The 14,955-nt window shown below is 63.7% G+C and carries 15 protein-coding genes and 1 tRNA gene; 5 read left to right on the forward strand and 11 right to left on the reverse strand.

What is annotated here, in order from left to right:
- Positions 1–358 precede the first annotated feature (358 nt).
- Positions 359–691, forward strand: coding sequence for a DUF6280 family protein (locus AC2TZ7_RS00485; protein WP_075773874.1), 333 nt, complete (start codon positions 359–361; stop codon positions 689–691).
- A 220-nt stretch (positions 692–911) separates the two neighbouring features.
- On the opposite strand, the gene AC2TZ7_RS00490 is transcribed toward AC2TZ7_RS00485, so the two are convergent.
- The 3 genes from AC2TZ7_RS00490 to AC2TZ7_RS00500 form a co-directional block, all read right to left on the reverse strand.
- On the reverse strand, positions 912–2,237 hold the full coding sequence (locus tag AC2TZ7_RS00490; RefSeq protein ID WP_489865517.1) for a hypothetical protein: 1,326 nt from the start codon (positions 2,235–2,237) through the stop codon (positions 912–914).
- A 143-nt stretch (positions 2,238–2,380) separates the two neighbouring features.
- Positions 2,381–3,742: a TolC family outer membrane protein gene (locus AC2TZ7_RS00495; RefSeq protein ID WP_489865518.1), complete on the reverse strand. Its 1,362-nt coding sequence runs from the start codon at positions 3,740–3,742 to the stop codon at positions 2,381–2,383.
- A 133-nt stretch (positions 3,743–3,875) separates the two neighbouring features.
- Positions 3,876–4,526 (reverse strand): protein-L-isoaspartate O-methyltransferase family protein, encoded by a 651-nt coding sequence (locus AC2TZ7_RS00500; protein ID WP_489865519.1) that lies wholly within the window; start codon positions 4,524–4,526, stop codon positions 3,876–3,878.
- 194 nt (positions 4,527–4,720) lie between these two features.
- On the opposite strand from AC2TZ7_RS00500, the gene AC2TZ7_RS00505 reads away from it, so the two are divergent.
- Positions 4,721–4,794: transfer RNA gene (locus AC2TZ7_RS00505), tRNA-Cys, on the forward strand.
- 333 nt (positions 4,795–5,127) lie between these two features.
- On the opposite strand, the gene hppD is transcribed toward AC2TZ7_RS00505, so the two are convergent.
- On the reverse strand, positions 5,128–6,222 hold the full coding sequence (hppD, locus tag AC2TZ7_RS00510) for a 4-hydroxyphenylpyruvate dioxygenase (RefSeq protein WP_489865520.1): 1,095 nt from the start codon (positions 6,220–6,222) through the stop codon (positions 5,128–5,130).
- Positions 6,223–6,355: 133 nt separating this feature from the next.
- Here hppD and AC2TZ7_RS00515 point away from each other — a divergent pair, with 133 nt between their 5' ends.
- Complete coding sequence (locus AC2TZ7_RS00515) at positions 6,356–6,811, forward strand: Lrp/AsnC family transcriptional regulator (RefSeq protein WP_489865521.1); 456 nt, start codon at positions 6,356–6,358, stop codon at positions 6,809–6,811.
- Positions 6,812–6,875: 64 nt separating this feature from the next.
- On the opposite strand, the gene AC2TZ7_RS00520 is transcribed toward AC2TZ7_RS00515, so the two are convergent.
- From AC2TZ7_RS00520 to AC2TZ7_RS00550, 7 genes are all read right to left on the reverse strand, one after another.
- Positions 6,876–7,625 (reverse strand): HpcH/HpaI aldolase family protein, encoded by a 750-nt coding sequence (locus AC2TZ7_RS00520; RefSeq protein ID WP_489865522.1) that lies wholly within the window; start codon positions 7,623–7,625, stop codon positions 6,876–6,878.
- A gap of 142 nt (positions 7,626–7,767) precedes the next feature.
- Positions 7,768–8,568, reverse strand: a complete 801-nt coding sequence (locus AC2TZ7_RS00525) for an FAA hydrolase family protein (protein WP_489865523.1) — start codon at positions 8,566–8,568, stop codon at positions 7,768–7,770.
- Positions 8,562–9,443: a fumarylacetoacetate hydrolase family protein gene (locus AC2TZ7_RS00530; RefSeq protein WP_489865524.1), complete on the reverse strand. Its 882-nt coding sequence runs from the start codon at positions 9,441–9,443 to the stop codon at positions 8,562–8,564. The genes AC2TZ7_RS00525 and AC2TZ7_RS00530 overlap by 7 nt, the downstream gene beginning before the upstream one ends.
- Complete coding sequence (locus AC2TZ7_RS00535; protein WP_489865525.1) at positions 9,440–10,852, reverse strand: pyridoxal phosphate-dependent decarboxylase family protein; 1,413 nt, start codon at positions 10,850–10,852, stop codon at positions 9,440–9,442. Before AC2TZ7_RS00535 ends, AC2TZ7_RS00530 begins: the two co-directional genes overlap by 4 nt.
- Before the next feature lie 38 nt (positions 10,853–10,890).
- Positions 10,891–11,871, reverse strand: a complete 981-nt coding sequence (hpaD, locus tag AC2TZ7_RS00540) for a 3,4-dihydroxyphenylacetate 2,3-dioxygenase (RefSeq protein ID WP_489865526.1) — start codon at positions 11,869–11,871, stop codon at positions 10,891–10,893.
- A gap of 54 nt (positions 11,872–11,925) precedes the next feature.
- Positions 11,926–13,434 (reverse strand): 5-carboxymethyl-2-hydroxymuconate semialdehyde dehydrogenase, encoded by a 1,509-nt coding sequence (hpaE, locus tag AC2TZ7_RS00545; RefSeq protein ID WP_489865527.1) that lies wholly within the window; start codon positions 13,432–13,434, stop codon positions 11,926–11,928.
- Positions 13,434–13,832 (reverse strand): 5-carboxymethyl-2-hydroxymuconate Delta-isomerase, encoded by a 399-nt coding sequence (locus AC2TZ7_RS00550; RefSeq protein ID WP_489865528.1) that lies wholly within the window; start codon positions 13,830–13,832, stop codon positions 13,434–13,436. The genes hpaE and AC2TZ7_RS00550 overlap by 1 nt, the downstream gene beginning before the upstream one ends.
- 104 nt (positions 13,833–13,936) lie before the next feature.
- Between AC2TZ7_RS00550 and hpaR the strand changes: the two genes are divergently transcribed.
- Together hpaR and AC2TZ7_RS00560 are read left to right on the forward strand one after the other, a co-directional pair.
- Complete coding sequence (gene hpaR, locus AC2TZ7_RS00555; RefSeq protein ID WP_273071191.1) at positions 13,937–14,419, forward strand: homoprotocatechuate degradation operon regulator HpaR; 483 nt, start codon at positions 13,937–13,939, stop codon at positions 14,417–14,419.
- Positions 14,420–14,480: 61 nt separating this feature from the next.
- Positions 14,481–14,939: a MarR family winged helix-turn-helix transcriptional regulator gene (locus tag AC2TZ7_RS00560; RefSeq protein ID WP_078521164.1), complete on the forward strand. Its 459-nt coding sequence runs from the start codon at positions 14,481–14,483 to the stop codon at positions 14,937–14,939.
- The last annotated feature ends 16 nt before the right edge of the window (positions 14,940–14,955 follow it).

Raw genomic sequence — 14,955 nt, forward strand, 5'->3', positions numbered from 1 at the left:
GGCTGCGTTTTGCAAGACATCGTGACGCGCAAGAAACGGCAGAGAAAATTCTTCGTATATCGAATGATTTCCCCCTGACGACCTCGCGAAAATAAGAAGCATTTTCTGATGCTTACACGGGATATTCGGCTTTTTGAGGTTCGCGCTTTGCGAATAGCTGCCCTTGAATTTCGTCAGCGCGCGCTTAATTCGCGTGAAATGTGATCCCTTTCAGGGGGGCAGGCTTTGACGACGGGCAAGGGTGCCATGCGCATGGCGCATAGCTGCCATGTGGCCCAAGGCATATCGAATCGGGGGCCGAACGGCCTAGATGGCCCTCACGCCAGGAAACGCAAGAGCAATAACAAAGGACGGAAGAATGCGCGATTTCGTTGACGGCTCGGCCTTCAATTACGAGCAGGGCCAACGAGCCCGCAAACTGTTCGCCGCTGTGGTTCTCGCGGCGCTGGATGATGCGATTGCAGACGACAAGAAATACGGCAACGGTCCCGAGCAGATCGCCCGCTGGGCACGCTCGCGCGATGGTCGTGAAGTTCTGTCCTGCGCCGGCATCGATCCGAACGAGCGCGTCGTCCGGGGTTTGATGGAATTCGTCGGCAAAGGTGTCCGCACGTCGGTCGCCCTGTCGCGCGAAGAAAGCGAACGCCGCCTCGCCGCGATTTCGGACGAGCACGAGGCCGAAGCCGCCTGATCCTGTCAGGCGCCACGGCGACAGTTGGATACACAAAACGGCGCGTCCCACAGGGCGCGCCGTTTTGAATTTCTTGGGCGTGTTTTTCTCTAGCAGTCTAAGCCGTGTCCTGGGGCCGTGCCTTCGATTTCGCTTTATTTGCGACTGCGCGAAACATGTCGGGGCAGCCAACACGTCACTCTCGCGACGCGGGCCGTGGCACAGTCCCGAAGGGGAAAGGTCAGTCCAGATCGCGGCTCATCAGCGCGCGCTGCACTTCGCGACGCACCATCTTGCGCAGGTTACGCGTGATCTTCGCGCCGAGCGCGCCCTGGAGCTCTTCGCGCAGCAGCGACGAAACGAGCTGCCGAAGCTGGGTCTCGGTCATCGATTGCGCCAGCGGATGCAAGGCGGCATCGGGCTGGTCCGAGGTGGACGCAAGCTCAGCCTCGAGCGCGGCGATCTCATCCGCCTCGAAATCTTCCTCGAGCGTCGCACGCAACTCCGCATAGCTGGACGTCCGCGGCTCCGGCTCCGGGGCACGCGCCCCGGCATCGCTGAGATGCAGGCGACGCGGCGGCGTATCAGCCTCCGGGTCGCTCGCCTGCATGAACGCGGATGCACTGTCAGTGTCGTCGTCCATCTCCGGCGTGAGATCTTCCCAATCCTGCACTGCGGTGGCGTCCTGCAGCGACTCAGGCTCAGGCTCTGCCTCGGCCCCTGGCGGCACGTCGAAGCCGATCACGGCCTCGGTCGCGAGGGGCTCATCGTCGGTGCTGATGTCTTCCGGCTCGGCCTCTGCGGGAGCGGCGTCATCGAAATCGAGCCCTGCCAGAGGATCATCCTCGGCGGACGTATCGTCCTCCGCGCCCTCGAGCGCCTCGGGGGCGGCGTCCGCGTCACTGTCCGCTTCGTCGGCTTCCGGCGCTTGAGGCGCGACGAAACCGGCCACGTCCTCCCACTCGGCGCTGGTGAAGGTCTGCTCCGGATCGGAGCCCTGATCCCAAACCGGCGTAAAACTTTCGGGCAGTTCGGTCAGCGGCGCGGTGCCTGCCGGTTCGAACGCGTCGCCCGTCTCGGATTCATAATCGGAACCATCGCGCGCCACTTCTGCCTCAAGCTGGGCGAGCGAGCCCTCCAGCCGCTTGAGCTCATCGTCAAAGCTGCTCTGAGGCAGTTCCGCCTCCGACGGCCAGGGCTCGGCCTCGGCATCATCGAATTCGGGTTCGAAATTCTGCGGCTTGCGACGCGCCTCGGACAGCGGTGCGGGCTCCGCCGACTCGGCAGACGCCTCCGACAGATCGGCCGCGTCATCCTGCGCCTCTGCGGCTTCCTCTTCCGGCGAAACACCCGGCGCGGACCATTCGAGATCGTGGATATCACCCTTCGGTTCCGCCTGAGTGTCCGACACGAGATGCGCGGGCGTCAAAACCAGAGGATCGGGCGTCGAGCCCTCCCCTTTCGAGGTCGGATAGCTCTCGGCCACACGCGGGCTGTCCTGCGACACCAGTCGCCGGATCGATGCCAGCACATCTTCGATTTCGGGTCTGGGTCGCGTATCAGCCATGATCACTCCATCCTGCAGCGCGCACGCGCGCCTGTCCAGCCGTGACGGACCCGAAACTGCGAGGGACACCCGGAGGCTGCAATGCCTGCGCCACATCGGCGCGGCAGGCGGGCCCGAAAGCCCGCCGAAACACCGTTCGGTCGTTACTGGCCGATGGCCTTGAGCACGCGATCCAGACGCTTGCCCTGCGGGCTGAGCGTGAGGGGCGCGGAGCGGACCGAGTTGTAATAGGCCGCGGGATCATAGGTCGGAATTCCAAGCTTCAGGTTTTCTACCGTCAACAGACCCATAGCGGACAAAAGTTGATAATAAGCTACCTGCAAAGTGGCCGCCGCGTCGATCCGGCCCGCCTGCGCATCCAGCAGGTCCTGTTCGGCCGAGAGCACGTCGAGCGTGGTGCGCGCGCCTAGAAGCGCCTCTTCCTTGACGCCCTGATAGGCGGTGCGCGCCGCGCTGATCTGCTGGTCGTAAGCCGAAATCTGCGCCTTCGCGATGTCGATCGCCGCCCAGGCGCTGGCCACGTTTTGCGAGACCGTCACGCCGGCCTGGCTCAGCTGCGCGCGGGCCGATTGATCGTTCGCCACGGCCTGACGCTGCGCTGACATCAGCGCGCCACCCGAATAGAGCGTCTGGTTCAGCTCGATCCCGGCGGATTGCGTCTGAACGCCCTGCTCTTCCTGTCTCAGACCAAGCGAACCGGTGATTTTCGGCAGGCGATTGGCGCGGGCGTAATCCACGCCGAGGTCATAGACCGCGACGGTGTGCTGCAGCTGCTTGATGCTCGGATGGGTGCGCAGCGCGATGTCGCGCGCCGCATCGAGCGAGCCCGGCAGAGACGGACGCTTCGGGAAGGCCGCGAGGTTGTTCGGGTAATGGCCGGTCGCCGCCTTGTAGGCTTCGCGTGCGGAGCGCAGGTTGCCCTGTGCCGCAGCGAGCGAGGCGCGGGCGGAGGCCAACTGCGCCTGTGCAAGCGAAACGTCGGTCTTGGTGACTTCGCCCACTTCGAAACGGTCGTTCGAGGCCTTGAGTTCTTCGTTCAGGACGCGCGCCGAATTCTGGTTGATGGCGACCTGCTCGGAGGCCGATTTCACGTCCGAATAGGCCTGGATCGCCGACAGCAGCACGTTCTGCTCGACCGAACGCAGACCCTCGCGGGTGGCCAGAACGGTCTCTTTCTTCATCGAGACATTGAGCTTGTTGCGACCGAAATCGAACAGCGTCATCGACGCGCCGAGCGAGGTCGAGGCGCTTTGCGAGATCGCCCCGGTGGCGTCGGAATTGAGGTAGTCGTAGCTCGCGGTCCATTGCAGGACCGGGCGCAGATTCGCGACGGCTTGCGCGACGTCTTCATCGGCGGCCCGCAGCGCGGCCCGGTTCTGCTCCAGCAGGTTCGAATTGCGATATGCCGAAACCAGAGCGTCAGCGAGCGTCTCCGCCCCCGCCGCGACCGGCCCAAAAGCGGTTGCCGCGACCAAAGCGGTCAAAGTCAGTGTCTTGCGCAGCATCGAATATCCCTCGTTTCCAGTACCGCCGCAGATGCAGGTGTCCCTCTGCCGCCGGGCGCGATTGCTTCAAATTCTACCGGCTCAGCGCCCGATTGCATATCCTGCAAAACAGCTAGCCTATTCGATGTGCTCCTCAGAGCACGAATTCACGCGGCTTCACGAACCCCTGGAGGACAGGTGCGGTGCCATTGAAAAGATCGCGCCAGCTCATCGCACCGTCGATCTTGTAACCGATCCGAGCGACCCCGAGAGCGCCTTCCATGAAAATCGCGGTGATCCGGCCGCCTTCCTTGAGCTGCTCGATCAGCGCGGCGGGAACGGTTTCGACCGCCCCTTCGATGAGGATCGCGTCATAGGGGCCGTGCTGCGCCGCGCCCTCGGTCAGCGCGCCGGTGACGACGGCGACATTGTCGGACCCGGTCTCGGCCAGTGCGGTCTCTGCCTGCGAGGCCATCTCTTCCTCTTCGAGCGCGACGACCGCCTCGGCCATCCGCGCGATCACGGCGGAGGAATAGCCGAGCCCCGCGCCCACATCGAGGACCAGATCGTCGGGCTGGATGTCGAGCGCATCGAGCATCTTCGCGAAATTGCGCGGCTCGAGCATGACGCGGCCCGGCGCCAGTTCGAGGTTTTCCCCGATATAGGCGGCTTCGCGCTTGGCCGCGGGCACGAATTGCTCGCGCGGCACATGCAGCATCGCCGCGATGATCGGGAATTTGGTCACATCGCTGGGACGGACCTGCGTGTCGACCATCATGGTGCGGCGCGTAGCGAAATCTTGCATGTCGAGAACTCTTCGGTAGCAAACCCTTGTGGCCGGTTTTGCCACAGAAGCAGGGTCTGAGCAAGTTGTGCGAGAGGGCCTTCGGACCTGCTCTTGCGCTCAGAGCCGACGTCGCCTGCGCACAATGCATCGCGGGTGCAACTCACCTCTTGCGCGGACGCTTGCGATACCGTATCTGACGCCAACACCACGGTGGCGAGTTGGCGGAGTGGTGACGCAGCGGATTGCAAATCCGTGTACACCGGTTCGATTCCGGTACTCGCCTCCACTACTTAGCTGAAAATCGGGGCACTGGTTTACAGGTCGGTTTACAGAAGCGACCCGGAATCTGGTTATTCGGCTGACATTTCAGATGCCCAATCGTGGCCTGGCGCCATGTCAGGCGAGCACTGAAGTGAGACGGAAGACGCCGCGTTCAACTTCCAAGGGTCGCGCGAAGCCGTTCTGCATGAACTTTCCCGGTGCGGTGTCTTGCCATGCGATCCGACGCTCGGAGCAATACTCGGACCAGGCACTGCAAACGGTCTCTCTTCGCTCTCGAGAGAGCCGATAGCCCATTCGGGCCAGGCAGCAACCTGACCCGAAGCCTTCGCTCAGAAGGTCATTCCGCGACGAGTTCGCCGCTTTCGATCTGCTCGCGCTCGATCGACTCGAAGAGCGCCTTGAAGTTCCCTTCGCCGAACCCGTCATCGCCCTTGCGTTGGATGAATTCGAAGAAGATCGGCCCGATCACCGTCTTCGAGAAGATCTGCAGCAGGATCTTTGTCTCGCCGCCGCCAAGGACGCCTTCGCCGTCGATCAGGATACCGTGCTTCTTCATTCGCTCGACCGGCTCCTCGTGCCCGGTCACGCGGTCATGGCTGAGCTCGTAATAGGTCTCGGGCGGGGCCGGCATGAAGCGGATGCCGCGATCGGCGATCGCGTCGGTCGCCTCGTAGATGTCGCGTGCGCCTACGGCGATGTGCTGGATGCCTTCGCCCTTGTATTTCTTGAGATAGGAGACGATCTGGCCGGTTTCGCCGCGATCCTCGTTGATCGGGATGCGGACACGCCCGCAGGGCGAGGTCAGCGCCCGGGAATAGAGACCGGTATATTTCCCCTCGATATCGAAGAACCGGATCTCGCGGAAATTGAACAGATCGCCATAGAAGTTGAACCACTTGTCCATGTTGCCCTTGAAGACATTGTGGGTCAGGTGGTCGAGGTAATAGAAGCCCACGCCTTTCGGCTTCGACGTCTTCAGCCAGTCGAATTCCGCGTTATAGGGTGAGGTGTCGTAATACTGGTCGGTGAAATAGATCAGGCTGCCGCCGATCCCCTTGATCGCGGGCCAGTCGACGGTCTTGTCCGCCCCTTCGTAAGGCTCCGCGCCGTTCTTCACCGCGTGATCGAAGGCGTGCTGCGCATCGACGACGCGCCATGCCATCGAGGGTGCGCAGGGCCCGTGCTCCTCCACGAAACGGGCCGCGAAACTGTCCGGGTCGGCGTTGAGAACGTAAGTGATGTCGCCCTGCTGCCAAAGCTCGACCGGCTTGGATTTGTGGTTGGCGACATGCTCGTAGCCCATCTTCGCGAAGAGATCGCGCAGCTCTTGCGGATCGGGATGGGCGAATTCGACGAATTCGAACCCGTCCGTGCCGGCGGGGTTCTCCTCGGTGATGGTCGATTGCGGGGCATCGTGCGGGAACGGTCCCATGGATTTCTCCTCCTGTTTGCGCTGCGAAGAGGATAGCCCGGGACGGATGCTCGTTCCGCGCGAAGTCGCGCATACAATCCCTAAGATTTGCGGGAATATTGCATCTTCTTAAAAAAGGGCGCAAAATTCCCGCATGATCGACGAAATCGACAAACGCCTTCTCGCGGAATTGCAGCAGAATGCCCAGCTGACCTCGCAGGATTTGAGCGAGCGACTGAACCTGTCACCCAGTCAGGTGGGGCGCAGGCGGCAGCGGCTCGAGGCCGAGGGGCTGATCCGAGGCTATGGCGCGCGGCTCGACGCGGCGCGGCTTGGGCTTGCGGTTCAGGCCTTCGTGCAGGTGCAGATGCTGCGCCACGGGGCGGAGCCCGCGCAGCAATTCTCGCGCCTGGTCTCCTTGCAGCCCGAGATAACCTCGGCCTGGACCCTTACCGGGGAGGCCGATTATCTGCTGCGGGTCTATTGCGCGGATCTGGCGGCGCTCCACCGGCTGATCCACGACGTGCTGCTGGCCCACCCCACCGTCGCGCGGGTGCAGAGCCAGATCGTCATGCATCAGTTCAAGCAGGATGCGCCGTTGCCCATCTGAATGCGGACCGCGTTCTGGAACGTCATCTCATTACACGTGACCCCGGGCCCATCCGCACGCGCCGTCAGCCGAGAGTGAGCCCCTTGCGCAGGGCGATCAGGTCGATGTCACGTGAGACGAAGACGGCACCGGCCTCGAGCGCACGCTGATAGACCTCATCGTCGGTGGTCAGGATGCCCGGCGGCAGGCCCGCGGCGCGGATGCGCGCGATCGCGTCGAGCACCGCCGCAGTGGTCTCGGGGTGCGAAGGCTCGCCCGGATGCCCAAGCGAGGCGGCCAGATCCGCAGGCCCGACGAAAATTCCATCCACCCCGGGCACGGCGGCGATCTCCTCGAGATTGGAGAGCCCTTCGACGCTCTCGATCTGCACGACGAGACAGATCTCTTCCCGGGCGATCTTGTGGTAACCGGGAATCTTGGCGAAGCGCGTGGCGCGGTTCATGCCGGAAACCCCACGCATGCCCTGCGGCGGATATTCGACCGCCGCCACCGCCGCGCGCGCCATCTCTGCATCGTGCACCATCGGCACGAGGATCGTCTGCGCGCCGAGGTCGAGTAATTTCTTGATCTCCGCCGCGTCGAGGGATCCGGGCCGCACGATCGGCGAAACAGGATAGGGGGCCACCGCCTGCAGCAGTGGCAAGACACTGCGCGCATCGAGCGCCGAATGCTCGGTGTCGAACATCATCCAGTCGTAACCGCAGCCAGCGATCAGCTCGGTGGCGAGCGGGTCGCTCATCGTGCACCAACAGCCACGCTGGACCTCGAAGGCTTTCAGCGCCGCTTTGAACGAATTTCTTGGCAGATCGACCATCGTGATTTTCTTCCTTGTTGACCTCGGCACCCGCTGAACGGATACGCGGGGCCGTCCATAAAAGGTTGCTTGAGCTTATTCGAAACGGACGCCGATCGCACCTCGCGAACAGCAATCCGCCGGGCTGGCATGACCTGCGGCCTCAATCGAAGGCGATGGACACGTCCCCGAAAGCGCCGAAATCGGCCTCGATCCGGGTCCCCGGGGGGCACTCGATCGGTGCGATGAACGACCCCGACAGGATCACCTGCCCCGCCTCGATCCGCTGGCCGTATTGGCCCATTCGCCGCGCCAGCCAGACAAGTCCCTGCACTGGATCGTCCAACACCGCCGCGCCTAGCCCGGTCGTCTCGACCTCGCCATCCTTGCGCAGGATCGCTCCGGTCCAGCGCAGATCGACCTGAGATGGATCGTGACGCGCCTCGCCCAGCACGATCCCCGCATTCGCCGCATTGTCCGACACGGTATCGACGATTACACGCGCCTGCCCGGTCGCGGGATCGGCGCGCAGAATGCGGGTGTCGAGGATCTCGAGCGACGGGGTCACGTAATCGGTCGCGGCCAGCACCGCCGCGCGATCCGCCGTGGCGTCGAGCGGCGCTTTCATGACGAAGGCGATCTCGGCCTCGACCCGCGGCTGGATGAAACGTCCGGCAGGCACCGTCGCCCCGCTGGCAAACAGCATATCGTCATAGAGCACGCCAGAATCCGGCGTGTCGATCTTGAGCGCGGCCTGCATCACCTTCGAGGTCAGCCCGATCTTCCAGCCAAGGATCGACCGTCCCACCGCCAGCTTGCGCGCCATCTGCGCCGACTGGATTGCATAGGCGTCGTCCAGCGTCATGCCGGGATGGCGCAGGCTCAGCAGCCCGATCTGTTTGCGCGCCTCTTCGGCGGCCAGCAGGTCATCGGCGGCCTGTGCGATCTGATCGGGGCTCAGCATGTCGACTCATCCGCAACGGTGTTGCGCAGCAGGCCGATGCCTTCGGCCTCGACTTCGATCACGTCGCCCGGTTGCAGCCAGATCGGAGGATCGAACCGCGCCCCTGCCCCGGTCGGCGTGCCGCACACGATCACGTCGCCCGGCACCAGCGTCGTGAAAGTGGAGACGTAATTCACGATATAGCGGAAATCGAAGATCATCCGGCCTGTGCGATCGTTTTGGCGAACCTCGCCATTCACGCGCGTGGTCAGCTCGACATCGTCCAGCTGGGTCGCGTCGCGGAACGGCACCAACCACGGGCCCATCGCGCCGGAGCGGTCCCAGTTCTTGCCCTGCGTCACGTTGAACTTCGCATGACGCACCCAGTCGCGGATGGTGCCCTCGTTGCACAGGGTCAGCGCGGCGATGTGACCGTAGGCGTCTTCCTTCGCGATCCGGCGACCCGCCTTTCCGATCACGATCACAACCTCGCCCTCGTAATCGAGCTGCGGGCTTTCCGGCGGACGGATCAGCGGCTGGCCGTGGCCCGTGAAGCTGCGCGGGAAGCGGATGAACATCGAGGGATAAGGCGGCGCGGCCTGCCCGTCTTTGTATTCGGCGTTACGGTCGGGAAAGTTCACCCCGATACAGATCAGCTTTTCCGGGGCCGCCATCGGGATCAGGAACTCGACCTCGTCGATGCGATAATCAGACGCGCGGCCCTCCGCCGCCGCGATGACCTCTTCCAGCGCGCCGGCCTCGACGACCTGCTGAAGGGTCGCGAACCGCGCGCCGAACTCTGGAGTGAGATCCACGATGCCGTCATCCTGCACCACGCCGTAGCGATCCGTGCCACCGGTGCGAAACGCCGCGATGCGCGGCAGTGCCAGAGTCATGACAGTCCCTCCTGTGAAAGTCCCAGCCCGTCGAGAATGGCGCTATAGGCGATGTCGATATCGGATTCGCTCATCGCAAAGGACCCAGCCTGAAAGCGGATCGCAAGCCGGTTGCCGACCCGCGTTTGGGTGAGATAGATGCGCCCGTCATCATTGATCGCGCTCACATGCGAGATCGTATCGTCATCCGATGCGCCCGCCCGGCGAAACGAGAACAGCGACAGCACCGGGGCGGTCACGATCTCAACGCCCGGGGTCGCAGCCAGCCGGTCATGCAACATCCCCGCCCAGCGAACGTGATCGCGGATCATCGCGCGCAGCCCCTCAAGCCCATGAAAGCGCAGCAGGAACCACAGCTTGAGCGCGCGGAAACGGCGTCCCAACGGTACGGACCATTCGGAATAGTTGACGATCCCGTCGCGGCCATGGGTCTTGAGATACTCGGGCTGGATCGCCAGCGTGCGCACCAGCATCTCGGGGTCGCGAATGAAATGGGCCGAGCAGTCGAAGGACGCGCCCAGCCATTTATGCGGATTGAAGACGACGGAATCCGCACCCTCGATCCCGGCCCAAAGCGTGCGGAACTCGGGACAGATCATTGCAGAACCGGCCCAGGCTGCATCGACATGGATCAACAGATCATGGGCATGCGCGACCGCCACCAGCGCTCCGATATCGTCGCATGCCCCGGTGCTGGTCGCCCCCACGCAGCCGATTACCCCGGCGGGCTGATACCCGGCCGCCAGATCCGCGCGGATCGCCGCCTCCAGCGCGTCGGGCGGGAGCGCGCCGCTGCGCGGATCGGCGGGCAGTTTCACAAGGTTGTCCTGACCGATCCCCGCGATCCAGATCGCCCGGTCAATCGAGGAATGCACCTGATCCGAGCAGTAAATCCGCAAGCGCGGCGCTTGGCTGAGCCCCACGCGATTGCCCTGCCAGTCCAGCGCACGCTCACGCATCATCAAGACCGCCGCCAGCGTCGCGGACGAGGCGCTGTCCTGAATGACGCCCGAGAACGCTTCGGGCAGCCCCAGCCCGTCGCGCAGCCACTCCATCATCCGGGTTTCCAGCTCGGTCGCCGCCGGGGAGGTCTGCCAGAGCATGCATTGCGCGGCCATAGCGGTGACCAGATATTCCGCCACCACCGACACGGGGGCTGCATTGCTGGGAAAGTAAGCGAAGAAGCGCGGATGCTGCCAATGGGTCATGCCCGGCTCGATCAGGCTCTCGAACTCGTCAAAGATCCGCTCCATTTCGCAGCCGGTTTCGGGCGGCTTGGACGGGATCGCGCGGTAAATCTCGCCGGGCGCCGTGCGCGCGCGCACCGGGCGGGCATCGAGTGTTTCGCGATATTTCACACCCCATGACGCCGCGCGCCGCGACCATGTCTCGAAGTCCTGAACATCCATCCTGTCTCTCCTGCAAGGGCTTGTCTGCGGGGACCCGCTCACGGCGCGATGATCGGAGTGGCCTTCATATCGCTGGCGACCGGCTCGACATCTTGGAACAGCGAGCCATGCTCGAACCACGAGCGCGGCGCGGGCGCCCCCCACAGCGTCTGGCGCTGCGGGTCCTTCAGATCCCAGCGGATCGCCTCGAGATCGGGATCGACGGTCTGATAGTCCGAGCAGTAGATCTCGATCCGGTGGCCATCGGGATCGAGGATATACAGGAAGAACGCGTTCGAAATGCCGTGACGGCCCGGTCCGCGCTCGATATTGGCGACATAGCCGGTGGTCGACATCAGGTCGAGCAGATCGATGATGTTGAGCGGCGTCGGCACCCAGAACGCGGTGTGGTGCAACCGCGGGCCAAGGCCGTTGGTGAAGGCGATGTCATGCACGCCGCCCTTGCGATGGGTCCATGCCGCCCAAAGCCGTCCGCTCTCTTCATCCTCGGTATATTCGGTGACGCGGAAGCCGATGCGATTGTAGAACTCGACCGCCTTATCGACATCGCTGGCAAAGCAATTGAAATGGTCGATCCGAAGCGGCTTCACGCCGTGATAGAGCGCGTATTTCTGGTGGATCGGTTCCAGACGGTCCATCTGGAAATAGAACTCGATCGGCATTCCGAAACAGTCATGGGTACGCAGGGTGCGGCCCTGATAGGGACGCTCGACCCATTCGACCGAATGCCCCTCGGACGTGAACCAGTCATGCGCCTTGTCCAGCTCGCCCTCGTCGAAGAGCTTGAAGGCGAGCGAGCGCACATTGGCCTCGGGCGTCTTGACCAGAACGACCGAGTGATGCCCGCGCTCTTCCATCGCACGCAGGAAGATATGACGGTCGTCCTCGTCGGTCACCTGAAGCCCCAGCGTATCGACATAGAAGGCGCGGCTGGCGGCCAGATCGGTCACGCCGAAGACGACATGGCTGAGGCGGATGATGTTGAACGGCGGATACAGATTCGGGGCCGGAATGGGCATGTCTCGCTCCCTTGAGGAAAGATCGGGGCGGCCTCCTCCGACCGCCCGCTGTCGTTAGCCGAGGCGCGGCACGCGATGCGCCTGACGCGGGAAGGAAACGTTGACCGTCTCCATGTAGAAATCGAAGGACCAGTCACCGCCATCGCGGCCGATCCCGCTGGCCTTCACGCCGCCGAACGGGCTGGGCAGATGGCGCACGTTTTCCGAATTCACCCAGATCATGCCCGCCTCGAGCGCGTCGGTCATCCGCATCGCGCGGTCCAGATCGGCGGTCCACAGATAGGCGGCCAGCCCGTAATCGACGCCATTGGCCAAGGCGAGCGCTTCGTCTTCGTCGGCGAAGGGGATCGCGGTCAGCACCGGGCCGAAGATTTCTTCCTGCGCGATGGTCATATCGTTGCGGGCCTGCGTGAACAGCGTGGGCGCGACGTAGCAGCCCTGATCGCCGACTTTCTCGCCGCCGGTCGCGATGGTCGCGCCTTCGTTGCGGGCGGTCTCGAAATAAGACAGCACCTTGGCCTCGTGCTCGGGATGGATCAGCGGCCCCACCACCGTCTCCGGATCGAGCGGATGGCCGACCTTGATATTCGCCGCCACCTTGGCGACGCGCTTGCAGACCTCGTCGTAAATGCTCTCCTGCACGAGAAGCCGCGAAGACGAGGTGCAGCGTTCGCCGTTGAGCGAATAGATCATGAAGCTCGCGGCATCGACGGCGCGGTCGATATCGGCATCGTCGAACACGATCACGGGGTTCTTCCCGCCGAGTTCGAAATGCACGCGCTTCAGCGTCGCCGCCCCCTGCGCCATGATCATCGAACCGGTGCGGCTTTCGCCCACAAAGGCGATCGCCTTGATGTCGGGATGTTCGGTCAGCCGCTTGCCCGCATCCTCACCATAGCCGTTCACGAGATTCAGAACCCCTTTCGGCAGCCCCGCCTCTTCGGCGATCTCGACCAGCAGCTTGGCGGTCATCGGCGAGAATTCGGCGGGCTTGTGCACCACCGTGCAGCCCGCCGCCAGCGCTGGGGCGATCTTCCAGGTGGACAGCATGAAGGGCGTGTTCCACGGGGTGATGACGCCCACGGGGCCGATCGGGCGGCGCGAGGTCACGTTCATCTGCGTCGCGTTGCGCAGAGCCTGACCATCCTCCGCCGCCGGGGCTTTGTCCGCAAAGAACCGGAAATTGGCCGCACCACGCAGTGCCGCTTTCGACATGAAGCGCAGCGCCTGTCCGGTGTCGAGGCATTCGGTGAAGGCGATGCGCTCGGCATTCGCCTCGATCGCCTCGGCGACTTTGATCAGGATTTTGCGGCGGTCCGCTCCGGGCATCTTGCTCCAGGTCTTGAACGCCTCTTTCGCGGCAGCGACCGCGCGGTCGATATCCTCGGCTCCGCCTTTCGCGACCTTTGCCAGCGGCTTCAGATCGACGGGCGAAAGCGTGTCGAAGGTGGCACCGGATGCGGCCTCGACACTTTCACCTCCGATGTGATTGCGCACGCCGGTTTGCGCGAAATGCGCGATATAGCCTTCGGCGCGGCGCAGGTTTTCCGTCAGATCGGTCATCACTTACCCTTGGCTTGGCCCGACAGGCGGGCGTGAATCGGTGTCTGCTTCCAGCTCAGCTCCGGGTCGATCACCCGGATTTCGAGCGAGAGCGCGAAATGTTCGGTGGCCAGCGGAGCGGCAAGCGCGGTCTGGGCGGCGGCAAAAATCGCATCGCCCCCCGCGCGCAAGGTCGCCGTGTCGCGCCCCGCCCCCACCGAAAGCGTCAACGCGGCGAAATCGTTTTCCGGCAGCCCGTCGGCCACGATCGCATGATCGGCGCAAAAGGCGCGCACCCGAATTCCGGCCACCGGGAAGAGACCACATTCGACCATCGCGGCATGCAGTGCATGGCAGACCGCCGAAATATCGACGCGCTCCGCCAGCCCTGCGGAATATTCGATCTTGAGATGCGGCACGATTCTCCTCCCGTGACTTTTATTAACATGTTAAGTTTATCGAGACTTGTCAACTGCCCCAAACCCACCGATTTTGCCCGCCACCTGACAGGAACGAGGTTTCGATGACCCAAGACAGCGCCCCCCGACAGCGGCCGGACGGGTTCGAGTTGAACGCCCCGCGTCGCTCCTTGCCGATCGCCCTGCTGCGGGCGCGGGAATTGGTGATGGAGCGTTTCCGCCCGATGCTCAACGCGCATGACGTGACCGAGCAGCAATGGCGCGTGTTGCGAGTGCTGCGCGAAAGCGGGCCGCTCGATGCTTCGATGCTTGCCGAACGTGCCTGCGTGCTGGCTCCTTCGCTGACGCGCATGTTGCGCGCGCTCGAGACCCGTGGACTGATCGAAATCCGCCGCGATGGCGAAGACCGCAGGCGCGCCAGCGTCGGACTGAGCGAGGCTGGCACCGCCTTCCTCCGCGACGTCTCGCCCCAAAGCGCCGAAATCTATGCCAAGCTCGAGGCCGAAATCGGCGCAGAGCGGATCACCCGGCTTCTCGACGAGCTCGAGGCCTTCGTCGCTGCCCTGGAGCATGACGATCGCGCGTGAGATAAGTCATTTCATTGCGAACGAAACGGTCGTAGGGTTGGGTGTGTAAATCGGAGACTGCATGAAGCTCGAAGAGTTCTTTCCCTACCGTCTGGCCGTCGCGGCAGAAGCCTTCTCCCGTCGTCTGCAGGATGTCTACTCGCGCGAATATGGCCTGACGCGCGAGGAATGGCGGCTCATGTCGATCCTGGACGGGGTCGGTCGGATCAGCTCGCTCGACATCGCGCGGCGCACCACGCTCGACAAGGTGCAGGTGAGCCGTGCGGCGACCCGGCTTGAAGCGCGGGGGCTGATCGAACGGTTCGTGCCCGACAGCGACAGACGACTGCGGGAGTACGAATGCACCCCGGAGGGCCGCGCCCTCTATGCCGAAGCGCGACCAAAAGTGAACGCGCGCGCGAAGGCGATGCTGTCGGCGATGCCCCCCGAAGCGCAGGTCGCCCTCGAATACGGGGTCAACAGCCTGATCGACTCGCTCGCTCTCGATATCGAAACCCGTAACGAGAGCGCCGAGACCTGACCAGCTGCCGGGCCCG

It is taken from the genome of Thioclava sp. ISO4, from assembly GCF_058105145.1.

What these genes read in the sequence shown, in the direction of transcription:
- AC2TZ7_RS00490 (WP_489865517.1), bottom strand. Translation starts at nt 2,237, where the DNA reads ATGGCTGATACGCGACCCAGACCCGAAATCGAAGATGTGCTGGCATCG.
- AC2TZ7_RS00530 (WP_489865524.1), bottom strand. Translation starts at nt 9,443, where the DNA reads ATGACTCTGGCACTGCCGCGCATCGCGGCGTTTCGCACCGGTGGCACG.
- AC2TZ7_RS00500 (WP_489865519.1), bottom strand. Translation starts at nt 4,526, where the DNA reads ATGCAAGATTTCGCTACGCGCCGCACCATGATGGTCGACACGCAGGTC.
- AC2TZ7_RS00495 (WP_489865518.1), bottom strand. Translation starts at nt 3,742, where the DNA reads ATGCTGCGCAAGACACTGACTTTGACCGCTTTGGTCGCGGCAACCGCT.
- hpaD (WP_489865526.1), bottom strand. Translation starts at nt 11,871, where the DNA reads ATGCCCATTCCGGCCCCGAATCTGTATCCGCCGTTCAACATCATCCGC.
- AC2TZ7_RS00520 (WP_489865522.1), bottom strand. Translation starts at nt 7,625, where the DNA reads ATGGTCGATCTGCCAAGAAATTCGTTCAAAGCGGCGCTGAAAGCCTTC.
- AC2TZ7_RS00560 (WP_078521164.1), top strand. Translation starts at nt 14,481, where the DNA reads ATGAAGCTCGAAGAGTTCTTTCCCTACCGTCTGGCCGTCGCGGCAGAA.
- AC2TZ7_RS00535 (WP_489865525.1), bottom strand. Translation starts at nt 10,852, where the DNA reads ATGGATGTTCAGGACTTCGAGACATGGTCGCGGCGCGCGGCGTCATGG.
- AC2TZ7_RS00515 (WP_489865521.1), top strand. Translation starts at nt 6,356, where the DNA reads ATGATCGACGAAATCGACAAACGCCTTCTCGCGGAATTGCAGCAGAAT.
- hppD (WP_489865520.1), bottom strand. Translation starts at nt 6,222, where the DNA reads ATGGGACCGTTCCCGCACGATGCCCCGCAATCGACCATCACCGAGGAG.
- hpaR (WP_273071191.1), top strand. Translation starts at nt 13,937, where the DNA reads ATGACCCAAGACAGCGCCCCCCGACAGCGGCCGGACGGGTTCGAGTTG.
- hpaE (WP_489865527.1), bottom strand. Translation starts at nt 13,434, where the DNA reads ATGACCGATCTGACGGAAAACCTGCGCCGCGCCGAAGGCTATATCGCG.
- AC2TZ7_RS00525 (WP_489865523.1), bottom strand. Translation starts at nt 8,568, where the DNA reads ATGCTGAGCCCCGATCAGATCGCACAGGCCGCCGATGACCTGCTGGCC.
- AC2TZ7_RS00485 (WP_075773874.1), top strand. Translation starts at nt 359, where the DNA reads ATGCGCGATTTCGTTGACGGCTCGGCCTTCAATTACGAGCAGGGCCAA.